23 protein-coding genes are annotated in these 22,159 nt (G+C 38.3%); 10 read left to right on the plus strand and 13 right to left on the minus strand.

Annotation, left to right across the window (positions count from 1 at the left end):
• Positions 1–5: 5 nt before the first annotated feature.
• Positions 6–2,048: a S9 family peptidase gene (locus ACTHOQ_RS00570; RefSeq protein WP_440493709.1), complete on the plus strand. Its 2,043-nt coding sequence runs from the start codon at positions 6–8 to the stop codon at positions 2,046–2,048.
• A 217-nt stretch (positions 2,049–2,265) separates the two neighbouring features.
• Here the strand turns inward: ACTHOQ_RS00570 and ACTHOQ_RS00575 are convergent, their stop codons facing one another.
• Both ACTHOQ_RS00575 and ACTHOQ_RS00580 read right to left on the minus strand, forming a co-directional pair.
• Positions 2,266–2,931: a metal-dependent hydrolase gene (locus tag ACTHOQ_RS00575; protein WP_440493710.1), complete on the minus strand. Its 666-nt coding sequence runs from the start codon at positions 2,929–2,931 to the stop codon at positions 2,266–2,268.
• Between the two features lie 189 nt (positions 2,932–3,120).
• Positions 3,121–4,293, minus strand: coding sequence for an MDR family MFS transporter (locus ACTHOQ_RS00580; protein ID WP_440493711.1), 1,173 nt, complete (start codon positions 4,291–4,293; stop codon positions 3,121–3,123).
• A 156-nt stretch (positions 4,294–4,449) separates the two neighbouring features.
• Here ACTHOQ_RS00580 and ACTHOQ_RS00585 point away from each other — a divergent pair, with 156 nt between their 5' ends.
• Both ACTHOQ_RS00585 and ACTHOQ_RS00590 read left to right on the plus strand, forming a co-directional pair.
• Positions 4,450–5,697, plus strand: coding sequence for an MFS transporter (locus ACTHOQ_RS00585; RefSeq protein ID WP_440493712.1), 1,248 nt, complete (start codon positions 4,450–4,452; stop codon positions 5,695–5,697).
• Between the two features lie 5 nt (positions 5,698–5,702).
• Positions 5,703–6,986 (plus strand): alkaline phosphatase family protein, encoded by a 1,284-nt coding sequence (locus tag ACTHOQ_RS00590; protein ID WP_440493713.1) that lies wholly within the window; start codon positions 5,703–5,705, stop codon positions 6,984–6,986.
• A 479-nt stretch (positions 6,987–7,465) separates the two neighbouring features.
• On the opposite strand, the gene ACTHOQ_RS00595 is transcribed toward ACTHOQ_RS00590, so the two are convergent.
• The 7 genes from ACTHOQ_RS00595 to ccsB form a co-directional block, all read right to left on the minus strand.
• Complete coding sequence (locus tag ACTHOQ_RS00595) at positions 7,466–7,744, minus strand: DUF3784 domain-containing protein (protein ID WP_440493714.1); 279 nt, start codon at positions 7,742–7,744, stop codon at positions 7,466–7,468.
• 12 nt (positions 7,745–7,756) lie between these two features.
• The gene (locus tag ACTHOQ_RS00600) at positions 7,757–8,119 is read right to left on the minus strand and encodes a hypothetical protein (RefSeq protein WP_440493715.1); all 363 of its coding nucleotides are present in this window, start codon (positions 8,117–8,119) and stop codon (positions 7,757–7,759) included.
• A complete protein-coding gene (locus ACTHOQ_RS00605; protein WP_440493716.1) occupies positions 8,116–8,334 on the minus strand; it encodes a helix-turn-helix transcriptional regulator in 219 nt (72 codons plus the stop codon). Before ACTHOQ_RS00605 ends, ACTHOQ_RS00600 begins: the two co-directional genes overlap by 4 nt.
• 692 nt (positions 8,335–9,026) lie before the next feature.
• Positions 9,027–11,018: a catalase gene (locus ACTHOQ_RS00610; protein ID WP_440493717.1), complete on the minus strand. Its 1,992-nt coding sequence runs from the start codon at positions 11,016–11,018 to the stop codon at positions 9,027–9,029.
• A 240-nt stretch (positions 11,019–11,258) separates the two neighbouring features.
• Positions 11,259–11,909 (minus strand): uridine kinase family protein, encoded by a 651-nt coding sequence (locus ACTHOQ_RS00615; RefSeq protein WP_440493718.1) that lies wholly within the window; start codon positions 11,907–11,909, stop codon positions 11,259–11,261.
• Between the two features lie 63 nt (positions 11,910–11,972).
• The gene (locus tag ACTHOQ_RS00620) at positions 11,973–12,365 is read right to left on the minus strand and encodes an HIT family protein (RefSeq protein WP_440493719.1); all 393 of its coding nucleotides are present in this window, start codon (positions 12,363–12,365) and stop codon (positions 11,973–11,975) included.
• Between the two features lie 115 nt (positions 12,366–12,480).
• A complete protein-coding gene (ccsB, locus tag ACTHOQ_RS00625; protein ID WP_440493720.1) occupies positions 12,481–13,635 on the minus strand; it encodes a c-type cytochrome biogenesis protein CcsB in 1,155 nt (384 codons plus the stop codon).
• A 209-nt stretch (positions 13,636–13,844) separates the two neighbouring features.
• On the opposite strand from ccsB, the gene ACTHOQ_RS00630 reads away from it, so the two are divergent.
• The 6 genes from ACTHOQ_RS00630 to ACTHOQ_RS00655 all read left to right on the plus strand — a co-directional run bounded on the left by ACTHOQ_RS00630 (position 13,845) and on the right by ACTHOQ_RS00655 (position 17,610).
• Complete coding sequence (locus ACTHOQ_RS00630; protein ID WP_440493721.1) at positions 13,845–14,561, plus strand: ATP-binding cassette domain-containing protein; 717 nt, start codon at positions 13,845–13,847, stop codon at positions 14,559–14,561.
• Positions 14,558–15,310 carry an ABC transporter permease gene (locus ACTHOQ_RS00635; protein WP_440493722.1) on the plus strand — a complete coding sequence of 251 codons (753 nt, stop codon included), beginning with the start codon at positions 14,558–14,560 and terminating at the stop codon, positions 15,308–15,310. The genes ACTHOQ_RS00630 and ACTHOQ_RS00635 overlap by 4 nt, the downstream gene beginning before the upstream one ends.
• Before the next feature lie 11 nt (positions 15,311–15,321).
• On the plus strand, positions 15,322–15,705 hold the full coding sequence (locus ACTHOQ_RS00640) for a group-specific protein (protein ID WP_440493723.1): 384 nt from the start codon (positions 15,322–15,324) through the stop codon (positions 15,703–15,705).
• Positions 15,683–16,228 (plus strand): RNA polymerase sigma factor, encoded by a 546-nt coding sequence (locus ACTHOQ_RS00645; RefSeq protein ID WP_440493842.1) that lies wholly within the window; start codon positions 15,683–15,685, stop codon positions 16,226–16,228. The genes ACTHOQ_RS00640 and ACTHOQ_RS00645 overlap by 23 nt, the downstream gene beginning before the upstream one ends.
• On the plus strand, positions 16,212–16,460 hold the full coding sequence (locus tag ACTHOQ_RS00650; protein ID WP_440493724.1) for a hypothetical protein: 249 nt from the start codon (positions 16,212–16,214) through the stop codon (positions 16,458–16,460). Before ACTHOQ_RS00645 ends, ACTHOQ_RS00650 begins: the two co-directional genes overlap by 17 nt.
• A 292-nt stretch (positions 16,461–16,752) precedes the next feature.
• On the plus strand, positions 16,753–17,610 hold the full coding sequence (locus ACTHOQ_RS00655) for a manganese catalase family protein (RefSeq protein WP_440493725.1): 858 nt from the start codon (positions 16,753–16,755) through the stop codon (positions 17,608–17,610).
• Between the two features lie 83 nt (positions 17,611–17,693).
• On the opposite strand, the gene ACTHOQ_RS00660 is transcribed toward ACTHOQ_RS00655, so the two are convergent.
• Positions 17,694–18,530: an MBL fold metallo-hydrolase gene (locus ACTHOQ_RS00660; protein WP_440493726.1), complete on the minus strand. Its 837-nt coding sequence runs from the start codon at positions 18,528–18,530 to the stop codon at positions 17,694–17,696.
• A 446-nt stretch (positions 18,531–18,976) separates the two neighbouring features.
• Here ACTHOQ_RS00660 and ACTHOQ_RS00665 point away from each other — a divergent pair, with 446 nt between their 5' ends.
• Positions 18,977–20,500: a glycine betaine uptake BCCT transporter gene (locus ACTHOQ_RS00665; protein WP_440493727.1), complete on the plus strand. Its 1,524-nt coding sequence runs from the start codon at positions 18,977–18,979 to the stop codon at positions 20,498–20,500.
• Positions 20,501–20,543: 43 nt separating this feature from the next.
• Here ACTHOQ_RS00665 and ACTHOQ_RS00670 read toward each other — a convergent pair whose 3' ends face one another.
• Genes ACTHOQ_RS00670 through ACTHOQ_RS00680 form a run of 3 tightly spaced genes read right to left on the minus strand, consistent with a single transcriptional unit; the run spans position 20,544 to position 21,975 of the window.
• The gene (locus tag ACTHOQ_RS00670; RefSeq protein ID WP_440493728.1) at positions 20,544–21,368 is read right to left on the minus strand and encodes a cytochrome c oxidase assembly protein; all 825 of its coding nucleotides are present in this window, start codon (positions 21,366–21,368) and stop codon (positions 20,544–20,546) included.
• Positions 21,365–21,841, minus strand: coding sequence for a DUF2243 domain-containing protein (locus ACTHOQ_RS00675; protein ID WP_440493729.1), 477 nt, complete (start codon positions 21,839–21,841; stop codon positions 21,365–21,367). The genes ACTHOQ_RS00670 and ACTHOQ_RS00675 overlap by 4 nt, the downstream gene beginning before the upstream one ends.
• Positions 21,838–21,975: a hypothetical protein gene (locus ACTHOQ_RS00680; protein ID WP_440493730.1), complete on the minus strand. Its 138-nt coding sequence runs from the start codon at positions 21,973–21,975 to the stop codon at positions 21,838–21,840. The genes ACTHOQ_RS00675 and ACTHOQ_RS00680 overlap by 4 nt, the downstream gene beginning before the upstream one ends.
• Between the last annotated feature and the right edge of the window lie 184 nt (positions 21,976–22,159).

Consider the following 22,159-nt stretch of genomic DNA (forward strand, 5'->3'; position numbering starts at 1 on the left):
TGAATTTGAATAAGCTAATTGCAAAGCAAATACCTCATACGTTTAAATTACATGGGGATGTTCGTCATGATGAATACTATTGGTTGAAAGATAAATCCAATCCAGAAGTCATTTCTTATTTAGAGCAGGAAAACCACTATTATGATGAGGTAATGAAACCTTTGGAAAGTTTGACATCGGAATTATACGAAGCAATGGTGGCACGCGTTCCCTCTGCAGAAAGTCAGGTACCTATTCAAAGAGGGCCATACTATTATTACTACCGATTAGAAAAAGAAAAACAATATCCAATTTTCGCTCGTAAACGTGCAAAAAATCGCTCAGAACTGGCATCTTCTGATGAAGAAATTACTTTAGATGAAAATGCACTGGCTAATGGGGAGGACTATTTAAGTGTTACCGTGCAGCGTTATTCTAAAGATCACCGTTATATCGCCTATTTAGAAAATCGCGACGGCACAGACAGCTATATGTTATTTGTGAAAGATTTGAATACAGATAAGTTGTTAGAAGATACAGTTCCAAATGTTTATATTTACAGTAGTGTTGAATGGAGTAGCTGCGGACACTATATCTTTTATGTAAAGCTGAATGAATTACAGCGGCCATATCAAGTTTGGCGTCATGAAATAGGTACTGACTATACAGCGGATGTGCTTCTATTTGAAGAAACAGACGTAACGTTTAATTTATATATTGATAAATCTAAAAGTGCCCGCTTTATTTTCATCGTTTCACAATCAACGACGACATCGGAAGTGCGAATCATTGATGCAGATGAGCCATTATCAGCTCCGCAGTTATTCGAAGGTCGTCGCGAAGGTATTGAATATGATCTAGAGCATTGGGAAAATGAACTTGTACTATTAACGAATGAAAATGCATTGAACTTCACATTGCTTCGCTGTTCATTGGAAAACTTCAATGAGCGTACGGCGATGGTTCCGTATGACGAGAAACGGTTTATCGAAAAGATTTATCCTTTTAAACGCCATGTATATGTAACGGGACGGCAAAATGGATTAGAACAAGTTTGGCGTGTCGAAGGTGATGCCCTTATTCAGCTAGAATGGGAGGAAGACATTTATTCGGTGTCACTAGTTCCGGACCAAGACTTTGAAGCTACGGAAATTTTAGTGCAGTATCAATCATTTTTAACGCCGAAAACGACAATTCGTATCGATATTGATTCAGGTGAAAAGGAAGTTTTGCAAGAGGCACCCGTTACAGGACAGTACGACCGCGAGCAATATGTTCAGCAGCAAGTTTGGGCAACAGCAGCTGACGGTGTCAACGTTCCGATACTCCTTCATTATAAAAAGGATGCGCTCGGCAATGGTCCGGCACCACTTATCTTAAATGCTTATGGCTCATATGGTTATAGTAGCGATCCTTTTTTTAGCGCTTACCGTCTTCCTGTGCTTGATAAAGGTGTAATCATGGCGATTGCCCAAGTGCGTGGTGGTTCAGAGCTGGGACGCACCTGGTATTTTAACGGAAAGATGCAGAAAAAGCGCAATAGCTTTACGGACTTTATTGATGCTGCGAATCATTTAATCAATCAAGGTTTTACAACAACCGAACTCATTGCAGCTCGTGGCGGGAGTGCCGGTGGTTTGCTGGTCGGTGCCGTAGCAAATTTGGCAGGAGACCGTTTTAAAGTTATTGTTCCAGAAGTACCGTTTGTCGATATTGTAACGACGATGCTGGACGATACAATTCCATTAACGACTTTAGAATGGGATGAATGGGGTAACCCGCAAAACGAAGACGATTACTTCTACATGAAATCTTATAGCCCGTATGACAATGTAGAAGCAAAGCCGTACCCTCATATGTATATAACGACAGGTTTAAATGATCCGCGTGTCGGTTATTGGGAGCCAGCGAAATGGGTAGCTCGCCTGCGCGAATTAAAAACAGATGACAATACACTTGTTTTAAAAACAAATATGGGTGCTGGCCACTTTGGCGCATCAGGTCGCTTCAACCAGCTGCGTGAACTTGCGGAAGGCTACTCGTTTATTTTAAGTAAGTTCGGTTATTAGCTTTTAGTCAGCATAACAAAACGCTTCCCCACGACTGAGGAAGCGTTTTGTTATCTTTTGACGATAATCGGCTAAGGTCGGCTTTCAGCATATTTTCATCTGCTTCTGTATTCTTTTTTAATACTACTGAACCTATATTTGTTAAATAAACTAAATCATTTAGAAAAGACCTTCTTCCACTTAGTTTAATCTGTTGAAAGTCCTTCCCATAAATTTGCTATAATCGTATTTTGAATACTTTATTCGCAAGCGGATATAAAAATTTCACTCCTTTTTTCGTCATCATATCTCCTAGAATATGTGAAAGATAAGCCATTGTTGAAATAATAGCCAAATTGTCTGCTTCAGTACTCCCTTGCAACAGATAAGACATATAAGCCCAATAAGCCACTGCCCAAATCGTATGTGTCAGCCCTCTGTGCGGTAACCATCCTGCTGCCCCAATGTATACAGCAAACATAAAGAGCCACCATAGCTCTTCCGTAAACGCATAGTACAGAAGGATTAAACTTAAAACGCTCATTAGTATATTTTTCAGCGTTTCCTGGCTTTTCATGGACAATGCAATAATAATTGCCCCCAATCCTAAAAACAGCAGGTTATTCTGTTGAGTAAACCATTCATCATTCAGAAAAGGCAGAAAGTTTAAGTAGGAGGCCAAGGACAGAACCATCAATGCCCCTCCGACAAATTGTCCGCCCTTTTTTATTTGTTTAGCCGTCTTCGTTACATGCTTATTTAATAGATTATTTCCATCTAAATCGGGAGCAAGGGAAGCCACTGCTGATGCACCTATAACAATAGGGATCATTTCAGGTGCTTGGCTGACAGATGCCACTGCTCCTATTCCTAACCCGATTGTTAAATGCGTTCGACCTTTCATGTTGCCACCTCTTTGTTGTTATGTGTTCCTATTCAACGGATTTCTCTATCACTTATTTTATGTTTAAAGATTTTATTGTATATATCCACGTACAATTAATCAAGTTTTACAAAAAGGAAGTTTCCCATATTCTGTTCAGCTCATGAGATTTCCCTATGTCTTTAATACTTACCCTTCTTTCAAATTAATTCACGTCAGCCTCTGTGCGCGATTGTATATAAAAATACTGCATAATATAATAAAAGAAATAACCCCAAACATATAATCAATATAAGATGTTAAAAGCCAGCCGCCTAAAATAGGCCCGATAAAGCCTCCGATATTTTTGAACTGGGCTGCCCCTAAATATGTCCCCTTCTGATCTTCGGGCGCAATTTCTTCAATAACTGCATTCATCATAGGAAACGAAAAAATTTCTCCTACCGAAAACACAACCATACTCGCAATGAACATCCACGGACTAAGGGAGACTCCAAATAAAAACAAGCCGACCGCAAAAATAACGACCCCAATTTTCAACGAAGCATAAATTGAGATTTTTTCGCTCAGCATTGTCAATGGCAGCTGAAATGTAAGTACAGTAATCGAATTAGCGACGATAACATATGAAAAAAGCCTCACTCCATCCTCCACATTCATATTTATGAATTGCGGCAATGTGGAATCAAATTGCGAGTAGCCTAGCGTAATTAAAATACCTCCTGCAATAAAAAGCAATAGCTTACGGTCATGCAATACCGCATTGACAATCGTGAGCACTCGCTGATTGGCGCCTAGTTTTCGTTGCTTCATTTCGTATCGGTTTAAAATGAACAATAAGAACATTCCATACAACGCATACATGAAGCCTGTAATCATAAAAGGTGTAGACGGGCTTGATAGGCTTGCCACCCATACACCGAGTAAAGGACCGATTACCGCGGCAATATTAATCGCCGTATAACGCACCGAAAATAAACGTCTTTTTTTAGCGTCTTCCGTAAAATCAATCATTAATGCTTGTGTCCCCGGCTCAAAAAAAGAACGGCACAACCCATTCACTGCATTAAGGACAACAAAATAAATGGCGGAAGATGCCAACGCAAAACCGATGAATGTCAAACTCCATATAAAGACTGTTGCCGTAATGACGATTTTCCTCCCGAAGCGATCCGTTAAATAACCGCCAATAAAGCCGCCAAATGTTGAAAATAAAGGTGCGACACCGAGCGTTACACCGATTAGCAGCGGTGATGCCTGAAGCTCGTTATGTAAATATAAAGCCAAAAACGGGATTGCCATAAAACTGGCCGTTCTAACAAAAACAGTCCCGCTTAAAATAATCCATACGAGTGGATGAAAATACTGGATGATTCTTTGCATAGCTTGCCTCCGTCTGTTTCGATTGGACATCTTTCCCATTATACATAATTTTCGTAAATAATATTTCACTAATGTGAATTTTCCGCCTCTTAATACTATTTGATTTTAATATAATGGTATAATTGCGGAAAATAAAAGATGAGGAGGCATGTTCAAATGAAGCTTACAAAAGAGGAAAAATCATGGATATTGTACGATTGCGGGAACTCGGCTTATTCGATGGCCATTACTACTGCACTGTTTCCGATCGTATTTGGGATGTTCAATGGAGCCAACAATATGGATCTAGGCTATTTCAATTCCCTTGCCAGTATTTTTGTCGCAGTGCTCAGTCCCATTTTAGGGGCATTTGCTGATTATAAAGACAAGAAAAAACGCTTCTTTACATTTTTTGCGCTCGTCGGGATTTTTTCCACCCTTTCCTTTACATTTATTTCACCTGAAAGCGGTCAATGGCAATTGCTGATCGTCATGTATATATTGTCGTGCATTGGTTTTGCCGGGGCGAATATTTTCTATGATTCATTTTTAGTAGATGTGACGACAGACGAAAGAATGGATAAGGTTTCCTCATCCGGATTTGCGTTCGGCTATATTTCAAGTGTCCTTCCTTTTGGCATCAGTTTGGTCGTTATATTAATGATGGGAATGGATGCAGCGATTGGCTATCAAATCGGTTTCTTCATTACCGCATTGTGGTGGGGGCTACTGACGATTCCTATGATAAAGGACGTGAAGCAGCGCCACTACATTGAACAAGAGCCAAATCCGGTGAGCCAGAGCTTTAAACGTTTAGGACAGACATTTTTGCAAATTAAAGATTATAAAATTGTATTTATTTTTTTAATTGCCTATTTCTGCTATATAGATGGTGTCGATACGATTATAAAAATGGTCGTACCTTATGCTACAAGCGTTTTAGGTGAGAATTCACTGGATACATTCATGCTGTTGGCCATTTTGCTTGTCATTCAAATAGTCGCATTTCCCTGTGCGCTTTTATATGGTTCCCTTGCAAAGAAATATTCGACGCGCACAATGATCATTGTCGGTATTACGACATACGTCATTTCATGTATTGCTGCGTTTTTCATTTCCGAAATGTGGCATATTTTCGTGCTCGGCATTCTAGTCGGCTCTGCACAAGGTGGCATTCAAGCGCTTAGCCGGTCATACTATGGCAAAATCATTCCAAAAGAACGGTCAAATGAATTTTTCGGCTTCTACAATATTTTCGGAAAGTTCGCGGCGATTATCGGACCATTTTTAATGGCCCTTACAACGACGATGACCGGGGAAGCAAGATATAGCATTTTATCGATTATCCCATTATTCGTCATCGGTCTTATAGTCTTTTTAATGCTTCCAAAAGACGCACACGATTATACCAAAACAGCAAGGTGATATTTATGCAGCCAAAAAGCAAGTATGTCATTGTCATTTCGTATGACGCTTTTTCCAAAGATAACTGGGAAAGCGCGAAATCGAAGCCTCATTTGGCAGAGTTAATCGCTAACGGGGCTTCCACAGACTCTTTAAAAAGTGTATACCCTACGCTTACTTATGTCATCCACAGCTCTTATGTGACCGGTGTCTATCCGAATAAGCACGGTGTTTTCCATAATAATCCGTTCCAGCCATTTGTTCCTGAAAATGATCAAGCCTGGCATTGGTTCCGACGGGATATTCAAGAGCCAACCGTGTATGAGGCTGCCGGCAAAAAAGGACTCAAAACAGCAGGCTTACTGTGGCCCGTTTCCGGAAATGCAAATATCAATTATAATATTCCGGAAATTAAAGCCGTAAAAAATGAAAACCAAGCATTAAAAATTTTGAAAAGCGGCAGTAAATTATTTACACTAACAATGGAAATGAAGTATGGGAAAGTACGGCAAGGGATCGAACAGCCTTATTTAGACGACTTCACTACGTTGTGCGCGGTCGACACGATCAAAAAGAAAAAACCGAATTTATTGCTTATGCATTTAATAGATCTTGATGACACGAAACATATTCATGGCACGAAAAATCCGCAAATCGAAAATGTCATTGATCGGATGGATCGCCGGATAGGTGATTTAGTTCAAGCTGCAAAAGATGCGGACATTTACGATGAGACGACTTTTATTATTGTCGGCGATCATAGCCAGCTGGATGTCCAATATAAAGCGTATTTAAATCGTTTGTTTTATGATGAAGGACTAATTTATGAGCATAACGGGAAATGGCAATGGCGGGCATATATACAAGGTGCTGGAGGAGCCGCATATTTGCATTTACAGCAAGGAGATGCAGAGGCGGAGAAATTGGCGCTTTCTATTCTAGACAATGCAGCACAGCATGGAGCTTACGGAATTGAAGCGATTTTAAGTACAGAAAAATTGAATGAGCTTCATGTGAGCAGACAATTCCGCTATATGATTGAAGCGAGAGAAGGCTATGCTTTTGAAGATGATCATCTACAGGAAGCTGTCGTTGATTTGCATGCAATCGGCAAAAAATATGCGACACACGGATATATGCCGAATAAGCCAAATTATACGAGCAATTTGATTATTTCGGGCAGCAATGTAATAGCTGGCTCGGATATCGGTGAAGTATGTGTCGTAGATATCGCTCCTACGATTGCCTATATATTAAATTTGGATTTTCCGGATACAGATGGAAGAGCGTTAACTGAAATATTCAAGTAATAATTGAGCATTTGCAGCTTAATTGCTCCATTAATCAAAACCCGGCAACCTTATGAAATAAGGGCTGACGGGTTTTTGGCTTGTAAACTCAATACTTATGCTTGCTTCTTTGTCGGGAAAATCGTATAAGAATGTGCAAAGCCAAAATCGATCACAAAATGAACAGCTATCCTTGACTGAAATTATTGCCCTCATCTTGATTAAAAGGGAAATTACTGATCTCGTTATCGAACCGCCTGCCAAATAAACCGCAAACTTCCTCCGTTTGTTTAACACATAGGCCATGCTTAAAGCCAGACCGGCAGATGTGTTTCATCAATCCGTTCGCCTCTTCTTTTAGCGACTTGCCTTTTAATAAATGCATCGTAAAGATTTCTTTAATAGAGGCAGGCAATTAGGATTTCCCCACCTAAATAGGCGATTCCAACATTTGAAAAATCATCAGTTTCTCCGGTTATTTTCGTTAATCAAACATATAATTACTCGACCATCTTCGCATTTACATAAACAACTTCAAGTAGAATAATCGCAACCGCCACCATTAAAATCATTTCTGTCTGTTTTAGACCAGCAAATCCACTAAATGCTAACCCAGCTCCTAAAACAGCAAATGTACTTCCGACAAGTCGCGCTAATTTATTTTTATCTTTTACTCTTTTTTCATTATATCCAGCTAATAACCATGTTAATTTTTTAACACCAATTAAAAAGCCAATAACTAAAAACACCAACCCTATTATTATCAGATTTACTTCCATTTCAGATTCCTCCTAATAGTGTTTGATTATGGCAGGTACAATATAGAAAGGAATGCACAGTGTTATCAATAAATACACTAAAATCATTTCTATATTGAAGTCCATTTTAAAAACCCCTTGATTATCAATGATTAAAATCAGTATTAATAATGCATTCAGCAGCATCATACTGCGTAATGACCATTTTGAAATATTGGCATTTACTCGGTCATCAAATTCAAATTCACCGTTTTGTATTTTACTGCGCTTGTATTTAGCCAATATGATTAAACAACTTATTCCAGCTAAAAGTAGCCATTTTAATAACGTGCTTTCAATAAATAAGATTACTAAAAAAAAACAGAGAGTTGGTACATAGGAAATTAACTTATTCATTCTTCGTCCTCCATCCAAAATAGCTTTTCAATCGAAGTATCAAGTGCATCCGCAATTAATAAACATACTTTAATTGTTGGATTATACTTTTGAGCCTCGATTAAATTCATCGTTTGTCTAGTGACACCAATCTGCTTTGCTAAATCTCCTTGAGTTAAATTTCCGAGCTCAGTTCGACGCAGTTTAACGCTGTTTTTTATTTGAACCTCTTTCAATTGAATGCCCCCTTTCAAAAAGGTGATGTCACTTTACGGATATTTTGCGACAAGACGAATTAAGGAAAAAATGTCTCACAACTAAATTGTAATATATAATTTAATTTTGTCAATTATATATGACATTATCTACATAAAAAAATCGACTACAAATTTCTTTAGCCAATTTTTCAATAAATAATTTTGGATTGCTTTTAATATTAAAGAGGGAACTCAATATCCTTTATAAACATTTGTTAATCTAATAAGGGTCATATCACAGAATACAGAGAACGGGACAACACATGCAGCCAATATGAAAAGTTTCATTTCAGAGGTGACAGATGAATTTTTCAAAACCTTATATAGATAAATAGGAAATAACTGAACTACTGCATGCACCGCTAAATTCAAATTACAATAAATTTCGGTACAAAACCTTCTATATGCACAGAAGGATTTTCATAATTTTTCAACATACAATACTTGTAATGCTCAAATTGTTCGCTTTCAAATATAAACACCGCACAAAAATAACTTGAAATAGCCCCTAAAGCTAAAACAGCTTGCCGGTATAACTAACATCGACAACATCTTTCCTCCCCTTAACGCTAATAGGACAACCCATCTTTATAGGAAAAATAATATATACAAAAAAGCGTGTTAAGGGCTCCATTTCGGCCTTTAACACACTCGCTGCTCTATATTTGTATTCACCCTGTTGCATCTGTTCGGTCAAAATGACGACCTATTTTTAATGCATTGATAAATTCTGCAATTGCTGTCACAACACCCGGCGCATTTGCATAAGATTTATCCATACTTTCAAACGAAACATAACCTAAGGCTTTATAATGATTAAATATTTCATCTGCAAACATTTGTACTTTACGGTTTGCCACTACATCCGTAAATGTAGCACATACAATTAATCCGTCATAAAGTACAGGTGATGCCGTATCCAGCGTATGATCAATTTCACGCTCGCCTATTTTCCCTTGTTTATTACTAATTAATTCGACAGTAACTCCTTTATCTTCCAATGGAGTAATAAACTCCTCTATATTGCTGCCTGCATCTACAATAATACCAACCTTTTTGGATTTTAAAAATTGCACCGGATTTTTCAGCATACTAAGTGCATCTGATGGTGGCTGGTCGGCAACTTGAGCAATCGTATCAGATGGAGGAGTAACACCAATTCGCTGTGCAATCTGCTCAGCCATTGCCCGGTCAACGCGGGCAAACATATCCACTGCAGCTTTGCGGATTTCAATTGTTTCTACTTTCCCCAATTCAAAACTGAATGCATTAATAATATGCTGCTTCTCATCATCTGTTTGGCTTAACCAAAATAGGCGTGCTTGCGAATAGTGATCTTCAAAGGATGCACTACGTGCCCGCACTTTGCGTCCTTCCACTTTTTCCTCGTAATGTTTATAGCCCCCGTCTTTTTGATCAACGACATGCGGGGTATTTTTCTGCAAAGAATTTTTACCATACGACACACGGCCCCGATTAATTGTCATACGACTATAGCCATCACGCTGATTATTATGGAATGGGCATACTGGACGGTTGATTGGCAGCTCATGGAAATTCGGACCACCTAAACGGATAAGCTGTGTATCTGTATAAGAGAATAAACGTCCTTGCAGTAATGGGTCATTTGAAAAATCTATTCCTGGCACAACATGCCCTACATGGAATGCCACTTGTTCAGTTTCCGCAAAGAAGTTGTCGACATTCCGATTGAGTATCATTTTCCCAAGCTTACGCAGCGGGATAAGCTCCTCTGGCCATACTTTTGTAGGATCTAAAATATCAAAATCAAAGTTGAATTCATCCGCTTGCGGAATTAATTGAACCGCCAGCTCAAATTCCGGATAATTCCCTGCTTCAATATTGTCATATAAATCGCGGCGATGAAAATCCGGATCTTTACCTGCAATTTTTTGAGCCTCGTCCCATACTAAAGCATGTGCGCCCAACACTGGTTTCCAATGGAATTTTACAAAGTTGGCCTCTCCGTCTGCATTAACAAATCGGAAAGTGTTTACACCAAAGCCTTCCATTTGGCGGAAGCTTTTTGGGATAGCACGATCTGACATATGCCACATTGTCATATGTGCGGTCTCTTCGTTGCTTACGACAAAGTCCCAAAATGTATCATGTGCACTTTGCGCTTGAGGAATTTCATTATGCGGCTCCGGCTTTACTGCATGAATTAAATCCGGGAATTTAATCGCATCCTGAATAAAAAAGATCGGAATATTATTGCCGACCAAATCATAATTTCCTTCTTCCGTGTAAAACTTCGTTGCAAATCCCCGCACATCACGAACAGTTTCTGCTGAGCCACGTGAACCTGCTACTGTCGAGAATCGAACAAATACAGGCGTTTGCCGGCCCTTTTCACCTAAAAAATGCGCCATCGTTATATCTGAAGCATCTCCATAGCTTTCAAATATACCATGGGCAGCTGAACCCCTTGCATGAACAACGCGCTCAGGAATGCGCTCATGGTCAAAATGCGTCATTTTTTCACGGAAATGAAAGTCTTCCATTAATGTTGGTCCGCGTTCGCCTAATGTTAAAGAATGCTCATCATTAGTTAACTTCAATCCTTGGTTTGTCGTTAACGGCTGTCCCTCATCTGTTGTAGTAAACTGTTTTAGTTGTTCAATTTTTTCGTTATTTTTCAACTGAAATCCTCCTCATTCAAAAAAATAGCTAGTTTCACGAGAATGATAGAACGCAACCATTCTCCATTACGTTTTTACCCTATTTCTATAAATCTATTCATAACATGGGCAAACGTAATAATTGAAACAAACGAGGAGTTGCTCAATAGAAAACTATAAAATAATGCGGGAGAATTACTTATTCAATAAAAAAAATCTAGCTTTATAAATATTAGCTGCATTTTTATAAATTGATCGACTTTAAGTGGATCGGTTGAATTGTGAATTTAAATATGTTATCTCACTTGAATTTTTGACGATTATATCAAAATCCCGGTGATATGGATGCATAAACAGTTCGTACTGTATGCGCCTTTCGTGGTGCGAGTGACGCAATCTCTCCATCTGCATGCCCCTTTCGTTTATATCACGAACAGCCCTTCTTTGAAATTCCGTTTCTCCATCCGTGAAAAAGTAAATCAATAAGTCAAAAAGTTCAGGTTCAATAAACGCTACACTCATCCCTTCAACAATCGTTATTCGATTTTCCGGAGACATCCATTCTCTTCTTGCATAATGTGCATCAATTGTGAAAAAACCTGCTCCGTCTTTAATCATTTGAACATCTCTTTCTAATGAAGGCAGATGATGTGCCGCTCGATGACAAGCTGTCATTTTATATCGATGCTCTTCATTTTCATAGTTGTAAGTCATTATCGTATGATTGCGAACTTCAGAAGCGATTATATAAGGATCTGTAGTGAACAGATTCGTTTCTTCAGGATTCAGCAAATTTTTCAAATCAGAAGCAAACGTGCTTTTACCCGCGGCTCCATGCCCAGAAATGCCGATCAATAATCGCTTATCCGACTTGAGGGTCCAATCTTTCACTTCTTCCAATAGCTGTTGCAATTCGTTTCCTCCTTTCAGAAATCATCCTTTACAAATTTTCAATTCCATATATACACGGCACTTCTATTTTAATAACTTCAGTTTGTTTGAAAGATCTGTCGTCGAAATAGGATGTTCAATAACCGCTTGATTTTCCCAAAACAAATCATCTGAATATCTAGGAATTAAATGGACATGGAAATGTGTCCCCTCGTCCATTATTGCACCATTATTTTGAATAATGCTTATGCCCGTAATTCCGAAACTTTTCTCCAGCAAATCAATTATTTTCTTTTTCAAATCCAATAATTCAATTAGAAGCTCTTTGGAAACCTCTCTAATATGCTCAAAATGTCTTTTGGAAATAATGAGCAAGTGTCCTGATTGTATTGGATCAATATCAAAAACTACAATATAATTCCCTGTCTCCAATAATACTTGTTCTTCCTTTATACCGTGGCAAAATATGCAATCCATTAATTATCGCCCCTTCTAAAATATATTTTTCAATAATCTTTTTGTATATAGAACAAAAACCTGCCCAAACTTTTTTGAGCAGGCCTGCATAGTTAATTTAAGCTACATCTTTTGCTTAAGCATACGAGTGTAGCCCCGCAATAACTAAGTTGACAAATACTTGATTGAAAACGATGATTCCAAATCCAATAATGGCCATCCATGCCGTTTTTTCGCCTTCCCACGATTTTGATAGACGCAGGTGGAGCATCGCAGCGTAAAACAGGAAAGTAATAAGTGCCCACACTTCTTTCGGATCCCAACCCCAAAATCTTCCCCATGCGAGCTGTGCCCAAATCATCGCAAATAATAGACCACCCATTGCAAATAATGGGAAGCCAATCACTACTGCCCGATATGAAATTTCATCCATTAAGTTCGCACTGACGCGTTTTGTGAGCGGTTTTAATAGTATGCATAAACTTTTTCTCATCAATAGGCGAATGATTATGTATAAAAGCGTCCCTATTGCAAAAGCCCACACTATGGAATTTAATTTTAATGCATCGATTTTATTTGATATCATCAATAGCCCTGCACTTTGTTCATTGTCGTTTGCGATGATTGGATACATTTCATAAATCGCTTTGCTTTCTTTTCCCTGTACATCAATATATTCAACTGTCAGCGGCTCCCTTGTAAAACTGAATACAGTAGAAACACCAATGAATCCAACAACGACAACTAAACAATACAAAACAAATTCAAGCGCGCGTGAACTTAACGTCTTTTTTGTTACATCGAGGACTTTTAAAAGATAAATAATGCCTGTAGCAAAAGAAAGCGACAAAATTGCGCTCGATAAAGCAACAGTAATGACATGAACGGCAAGCCAATTACTCTTTAAGGAAGGTACCAATGGCGAAACCTCATTTGTAAATACACTGCCATAGCCAATGATGATCAATGAAACCGGGATAACAAATAAGCCGACGACAACCTGTTTATACATATGATAAATAAGGATAAAGCTTCCTACACGCATAATTCCGAAAAATGTCATGAATTCAAACATATTGCTGACTGGTGCATGATCGACAGCAATCCATCTCGTTATAAAATAGCCAAGCTGCAGCAAAAAGGATAAATAAGTAAGAAGCATCCCAACCATGCCAAATACCTTTTTATTCGACTTTACTGAAAGACCAAGCGGCACAATCGCGATCAACAGCAATATAAAACCGCTTAGAAGCAAGTTACTGCTTACATTTATTAATTGTTCCGAACTCAAAAAAACCACCTCTTAAGAATATTTATTTCCAACCAATTTTTGCCTCCCGTAATTATTAACGTTCCCCATTCCATTTTGTTCCTCATTAACCAAATACAACAATACGCATTAATTCCATAAAATTTAAAATTATTAAAAATAAAAATGAACTTTTTGCTCTTCCCATTTGTATAGTTATTGAAAACATTTATAAAAGGGTGGTCATTAATTTGTTAGTATTAGAAAAAGTCGAGAAATCTTATGAAAGTCATACTGTTTTAAAAGGAATTTCATCTACATTTCACTATGGCCAATGCTATTTGTTGCTCGGCGACAATGGTGCAGGCAAATCCACATTGCTGAAATGCATTGCTGGGGACGAAAAAATCGACCGGGGTTCCATACGGGTACAGCAACAAGATGATGTCGCCAATTTAACCGCACTGCAATATCAATTTTTTGAAAGTTATTCATTTTTAAAGGTGAAGGAAGTGATCCGCTTATTTGCACAACTAATTGAAAAACCTTCAAACGTTGAGGAGCTGTACGATATTTTGGATATTGTCCAATATGAAAACACATTAATAAAAAACGCTTCCGGAGGGCAACGAAAAGCGCTTTCGCTATATTTGGCTTTTTTGATCAATAAACCGATCGTACTATTGGATGAGCCATTTGCGGATTTGGATTTAAAAAAGAAGAAGCAACTGCTCGGTTTCCTTCAAAATCAAGTACGGCAAGAAAATAAATGTCTTCTTATAATAAGTCATGAAATTGTAGGACTCGAAGATTTATTTGATTATGTTTATATTATGAAAGACGGACAATTTATCGAGCATGGTTTAGCGGCGGATCTTGTCAGGAAATATCATAACCCTACATTTCCAGGCTTGGAAGGTGTTTATTTTGAAGTGACAGGACAATTATTCGGAGGTCGATTCAAATGATTTTACAAGTAGCAAAAAGCTTTATGCTGGAATCTGTTCGCAATGCTGGAGTATTTATCGGGAATTTGCTTCCCGCCTTCATATTTATCATTTGTTCATGGATATGCACACTCGCTTTGAAAAATAGTCCTGAAACATTGGATTTTATGATTAAAGGCCAGTTTTTCCCAATATCGATTATGCTATTGATTTTTTCCTTCGCTTTTTCAAGCGCCACAATTTATTTGGCGGATTTAAAAGCAAACAATACAATCCAATGGCTGAAACGAACTAATATATCACCGTCGAATTATTTTATTGGTATGGGTTTAGGTGTATTTCTTTTAATGAACATTGTATTGGCATTGCTATTAATCGGCTATTCCTTCCTTATTGCGCTATCATTTACCGCTTTTGTTTCGATTATGCTAATATGCAATTTTGTGCTGCTTGCCATATATCCGTTATGCTTTATCGTAGCCGGCATCGTGAAAAACGGGAAAGTTGCACAAAGCATGCTTGTCCCTGTTATGCTTGTTTTTATGTTTTCGATTACGATGTCTTCCCTCTTTTTAACGATTGGCGGAAAACAGCCGCAAGATTATTATATTTTTTTAATATGGAATCCGATGCTGTATTTGAATGATACTTTGCAGTTCCAGTTAAATTTAAATGAACATACATGGTTGCCTTTTTACCAATATAGCATTATATTAACCATTCTTTGTGTTTGCTTAAGTATAGTGGCTAGAAAAATCTATTTAAGATAGGATTGAACAAAATGGATATTGGCTTTATTATTTCTCTTATCGTTGGCACGATAGGGATAATCATTATTCTTGGCATTATGATTCCTTACGATCGAAAATATATCGTTAGGGAGAACGGGAAAATCAACTATAAAAAAACGACGATTTATTTGCGCTGGAATGTATTTGATACGCTTACACTTGTATTGGCGGTTTATACGATTTTTTGCGTTCAGGCTTTAAATATGCTTCTTACTTTCCGCGGAGAAACAGTTGAAAATCCATTCGTTCAATTTTTTACAAATCAGGCTCAAGTTTGGGTCATTGTAACGGTGGCATATTTAGTGACGAGAATTTCCGCTACACTAAAAAGCATTAAAGCTCATATCGGTGATGTCCATGATATTGACGAATGAAGAATTGATGCAGCAGGTTCAGACAGGTAATACGGAGGCATTGGGCACGTTATACGAACGACTTCACGAACCGCTGTATTGCTTTTTGTTTCGCTATACGAAAGAGGAGCAAATCAGCATCGACACTGTTCATGATGCATTTGAAACATTGCAGAAGAAGCAGCACATGTACGATGCGTCACTCGGCACGGTGAAGTCGTTTTTATTTCAAACAGCGTACCGTATTTTAATCAACAAATTGAATCGAAGAAAACGGTGGCAGACACTTTTGCCTTTTTTGATTCCTCTGCCGAAAAAAAATGTGGAGTCAGAAGAAAAGCTCGTCATTCAACATGCCATTGCCAAACTTCCTGATAAACAGCGAGCCGTTATTTTGCTCGCCTATTACGAGGATTTGCCATTGGAGGAAATTGCCCTAATTTTAAATATTCCAACAGGTACAGTAAAATCTCGTCTACATAAAGCGATTCAAGTACTGAAAATTGACTTAAAGGAGGCTTTCCAGCATGAAAGAGGAATTTAAAAATGAAGAAGAGCTAAAGAAAATGCTTGATCATTATAATGTCAAAATTCCAATAAAAAAGCTTGCTGATCGACAGTCCGCATTTAATCGCTTTATCCGCTTTTTAGGCTCGCCTGCCAAAGATCCACTGGAAAAACTTTCAGATAGTTCAAACGGCTATGTATTTTTAAAGCTGTTCCCATTGGCTTGCGGGCTGTTTCTTGCGATAATGCAAATTATTTTTCTGACTTAAACAATTATAAGTAAACTTATGCAATATTTTCTTCTCTGTTCAAATAGGGCACAGTGGAAATATTGCTTTTTTATGCCAAGATGGTTTGGCTTTTATTCCTTCTGTTTGTAAAATGCATGACTTCTTTTTGGTTGTCCATAATACGGTTATATGTAGTTGACCGATTTTGCAAGGATGCGAAAAATTCCGTGCCTTTATTTCATGCGGCTCAAAATCGCAAGTTTTAAAGGGCACAGCCATTTTTCCAACTAATCCATCATCCTACATAAAATATATAGAATCGAGGGAACTTATGTATTATTACAAAGAAGAGTTAATAAATATTATTAAGCCTGATAAACCTGATCCGGAAGCTGCGCGTGTCTTGCAGGAAATTTTAGGCGGACATTACGGAGAGATGCGCACAATGATGCAGTTTTTCTTCCAAAGCTCCAATTTTAGAGGAAAGGAAACACAATTCCGTGATTTGCTGCGGGGCATTTTTTTAGAAGAAATTGCCCATGTTGAACTTGTTCAAAATACAATTAATCAATTATTGAATGATTCGGGGGAATCGGACTCTCCTGGTAATGGAGGGATGGATAAATCGCCTCTAGATGATGCAGTGCGTCATGCAAATCCTCATCACTATATTATGGGAGCACAAGCATCATTGCCTGTCGATGCTTCGGGAAATCCATGGAATGGCTCATGGGTCTATTCACATGGTAACCTTATAGCGGATTTATTAAACAATCTGGTGTTGGAATCTACAGGTGTTCTGCAAAAAACCCGCATTTATGAAATGAGCTCCAATCAAACATTCCGGGAAACTCTTGGTTTTCTTATTGTCCGCGATAATGCTCATCAAAATGCTTTCGCAAAAGCCCTTGAAACATTGGGTGTCAATTGGGGCAAACTATTCCCTGTACCAAATTATGATATAAATAAATATCCAGAATGCCGAAAGTTTGTCGATATGGGCTATCATAATATTCAATTTAACTTTAGACTAGATCCTACTCGTATTGGCGAAATTCTCCATGGCCAAACACCAAGCCGTAATGGTGGAACGTTTCAAGTCACGCCGCCGCCAGAAGGTTTCCCTGTACCATTAATGCCTGACATGCCGAATGAACATAGCCCTGGTTTATATGATTTGAATAATTGACAATACGTTAAAGGCGTGCCCAAACTTATAATGGGTACGCCTTTTTAATAAAAACAACGGAAATTCGGAACACTTTACACTTTCTATTTGAAGTCTTTATTATTCGGCAGAGCGATTTGATCAAAATTATCGACAAGTTTTTTTAAGTTCTTGTTTAACTCCTCTCCACTCATCGGCACCCCATGACCAGTAAGCGCTAAAGAAGGGGTCAATGCAGCTAATTTTTTTACAGATTCGAAAGCAGCATTCCAATCTGTAGTAAAATATTTCGGTGGTCCACTTATTTCTTTTTCCTGTGTGAACACTTTATACAAAGATTCTTGCTTGACTGTGACAAATGCATCCCCAGCAATTAGCGCCCCATCACTTTCTCTATACAAAGAAACATGGCCCGGTGTATGTCCAGGTGTATGGATCCATCGAAACCCTTCCAGGAAAGGTACTGTTCCATCTGATGGAAGCTCATGGATAGCCTCTCCTAAATTAATCGATTCATTGGGGAAAATCGGTGACATTTTAGCAACAAGCCCACTGTCCACACTTGCATCTGCCTTTGGGTAATTTTTCTGGCCTGTTAAATACGGCAGTTCTAAAGCGTGCGCGTAAACAGGTACTTGCCAATGCTTTGCAAGCTCAATCACAGCACCGACATGATCAAAATGGCCATGTGTCAATATAATGGCTTTAGCTTTCCCCTCGAATCTTTGTTCCGCAACAGTGATAATCTCCTCCGCACTATTAGGCAATCCTGCATCTATCAAAACAAAGTCATCACTGCCAGGACAGCTATAAAATACAATATTTGCAATTTGAATCGTATGCACATACAGATCGGGCAATACTTCTATACTTACTCCACTCTGTATTGATGTTGCTGGTATAAATTTATAATCATCGCCGTAGTTCATCTCTTTATCCATCCAAAACACCCCTTCTTAAAATTAATTGTTATGCTGTATGTTTTCCATATTTACAGTTAATGTAGTATACCCGTTTCCGGAATTCCAACGGTTAATTAAACATATTTTTGTTTACAATTTAGGGGCAATAGCAAAAAAAAGTTTATACATTTTCCTCACTAACATTTTCTGCGATGAGGAAATTGAAGGATTAAAGGAATTGGTTACTAAATCATTAAACTTCTTGTTTAATTTCGATTGTTTGTAGCAAAACGACTCCTCCCTTTTTTGACACAGTATAGACATTTATAATAGAGTTATTCATTTTTATTTGAGTATTGAATTGTCTCTGGGAGGTACATATTATTCAATATACCGGAAAATTTCCGAGAAATAATTGGATGAAAATGTTTATTTTTTTCAAACTAGGAAATACATTTATTAGTCACTGAATGGAGGTTATAAAAATGAAAAAAGTAGGCATTGTTTTTTGGAGCTCGTTTACTTTAGTAATGCTAGCCGTTCTAGTTGGAGTACTTGCCCCAAAAACACTGGAAAAAGTAACCAATAACATTCAAGATTTACTTACTTACAATTTTGGCTGGTATTATTTATTAGTCGTTGCAATCATTATTGCATTTTGTGTTTTTCTAATCTTAAGCCCTATTGGAGGCATTCGTCTTGGGAAGCCGAATGATCGTCCGGAATACAGTAATGCATCATGGTTTGCTATGCTGTTTAGCGCGGGTATGGGGATTGGTTTAGTGTTTTGGGGTGCTGCAGAGCCATTGTCGCATTTCGCCATTAGTTCACCGCAAGCTCCTGAAGGTTCTCAACAAGCATTAAAAGATTCGTTTCGGTTTACATTTTTTCATTGGGGCATTTCCGCTTGGGCGATTTATGGGATTGTCGCATTAGCATTGGCCTACTCCAATTTCCGCAAAGGGGCTCCAGGCCTTATAAGCTCTACACTTTTCCCTCTTTTCGGCGATAAAACAAAAGGTCCCATCGGTCATATCATAGATACTATTGCGGTATTCGCCACTGTAATCGGAGTAGCTACAACACTTGGTCTAGGTGCACAGCAAATTAATGGTGGTCTCTCCTATTTATTTGATATTCCAATAAACTTTACTGTTCAATTAATCATTATAGTTATTGTTACCGTATTATTTATTATTTCAGCCTCAACCGGCTTAGATAAAGGCATACAATTATTAAGTAATTGGAATCTCTATTTAGCTGCAGCCTTGTTATTATTAACTTTATTTATTGGTCCTACTGTTGCAATTATGAATGATTTCACATCAGGGCTAGGCAGCTATCTGCAAAACTTCGTACAGATGAGCTTACGCATGGAACCAGGAGATGCGGGCAGTCGTGAATGGATTAACGGCTGGACGATTTTCTACTGGGCTTGGTGGATGTCCTGGTCGCCATTTGTCGGCATTTTCATTGCACGTATTTCAAAAGGGCGCACAATACGGGAATTTTTAATGGGAGTTATTTTAGCGCCAACACTTGTTAGTATTTTTTGGTTTGCTACGTTCGGAACAACTGCGATTGAAACGTATCTTATGAAAGATCAAAGCCTTGCTGATTTACCGACAGAGCAGCTATTGTTTGGTGTTTTTGATCAATTGCCATTAGGTTTTCTGTTATCAATTATCGCATTGCTGCTTGTTGCGATTTTCTTTATTACATCGGCAGATTCCGCTACATTCGTGCTTGGTATGCAAACAACATTCGGCTCGATGAATCCATCATTTAGAATTAAATTGATTTGGGGAATTTTACAGGCCGCCATTGCTGCGAGTCTGTTGTTCTCCGGTGGATTGACCGCACTGCAAAATGCCGCCATCATCGTCGCCTTCCCATTTTCAATGATTATCCTAATGATGATGCTGTCATTATATAAATTGTTAATGGCGGAGCGAAAAAAATTGGGTCTTTACATCCGACCGAAAAAACAGCCACCATCAAATCAATAAAATTAAGGGTGCGCTAGATTTTTGCTTCTAGCACACCCTTTTTCTATCCATTGACTTCACCAGCAGTATGTTTACGCGGTTTTGCTGATTTAAACCATTGCCAGCAAAAAATAATAATCAGCCCAACCTCAATCCAGTCCCCCGCATAATACATGACCATACTTCCCGTTTCTGCCTCTTGTTGCGAGACTCCTGTCGGCGGATTTGCATACATATACTTCGATAATATATCGTGGCATGCTATGGCGACGATTAAAACGACCGCCCGAAACCAGAAGGTATATTGATGATAAACAGGATCAAAATAGATGATGGAAATAGTAAATACATAGCCGGCAATGAAAAAATGCAAGTGGACGAACAAGGCAAATAAAGCATGTTCATGCATGAATGCATACAAATCCGTTGTATATAAAAGCCATAGTCCACCTACATTCAACACAGCAGCTGTTATAGGATGGGAAATCAATTGAGCCACCCGACTTTTTAATAATGCCGTCATCTGACGCGCTAACGATGTGTTCACTGTTCTAAGCAATAATGACATCGGTGCAGCAATTGCCATAAAAACCGGCGCCACCATACTTAACAGTAAGTGGCTCACCATATGCGCCGTGAAGTTCGTATGGGCGCTATTTGCCAATGGTCCGACAACTGCAATGAATGCTGTTCCCATAGCAAGCGACCAACAAATTAGGCGGTAAACCGGCCATTTTTTATACTGCTTATTTGTCATCAAAACAGCAGCTGTATATGCTAGAAACAATAAAATGAAACTTATACCCAATAACATTTGAAGGTTTATCCCCGTTGCCGATTGACTCATTGCACCATGTCCATGATTATGCAGCAAATAGAAGTTATTCATTTGGGAGAGTCTCTTTTAACGGGATTATCATTTTTCACGCGGTAAATGAGATAAAGACCGATAAATAAAATTATGAGTGCCGACATATTCCACACAATATCGTAAATAACGACATTTTCCACATACCTAATTTGATGTATGCGCATCCATTTATGCTGAATAATGCCATCATATAATTGAAACATTCCTATGCCCAGCAACACCCCACCTATCCACCGCCGTAGCAGCAAACTATTTTTCCTGCGCAAATCCGCAAATAAAAATAAGCCCGCTATTGTAGCAAACCAGCTAAACGCATGAAAAAGTCCATCCGAAATCAGTCCAATATCTGTTGTTGATTTATCATAAAAATGATGCCATCTTAAAAGCTGATGAAAAACCGCTTCGTCAACAAAAGCAATGAGCCCGATCCCGAACAAAAATCCAGACCATACATTGCGATGCCTTGTATTTTTATTATTATTTTGTTTCAATTCTCCCTGATGCCCCTTTGCTGTGAATTTGCATTTAATATCGCCAATTTATTTACAGCATATTCTATTTGGAAAATACCCATTTCTTCATGGCGGATAAACTTATTCAGCTTCACTTTTTGAGCAAATGCCATTCCATCCTCTTAGTATTGGGCTGATTTGCATTGGCAGCTGAAAATATCGCTTCTTTAACTCGGCTGAATTTTATAAATGGCGTGATATGATATAATATAAGAAATAATAATGGATGGAAATAGTAAGCACTTAAAGAGAGTTGCATGGAACGGAATTTTAATAGCTTTTTGGACGGAGCTGTTC

It is taken from the genome of Solibacillus silvestris, assembly GCF_051967575.1.
GTDB classification, from domain to species: domain Bacteria; phylum Bacillota; class Bacilli; order Bacillales_A; family Planococcaceae; genus Solibacillus; species Solibacillus silvestris_B.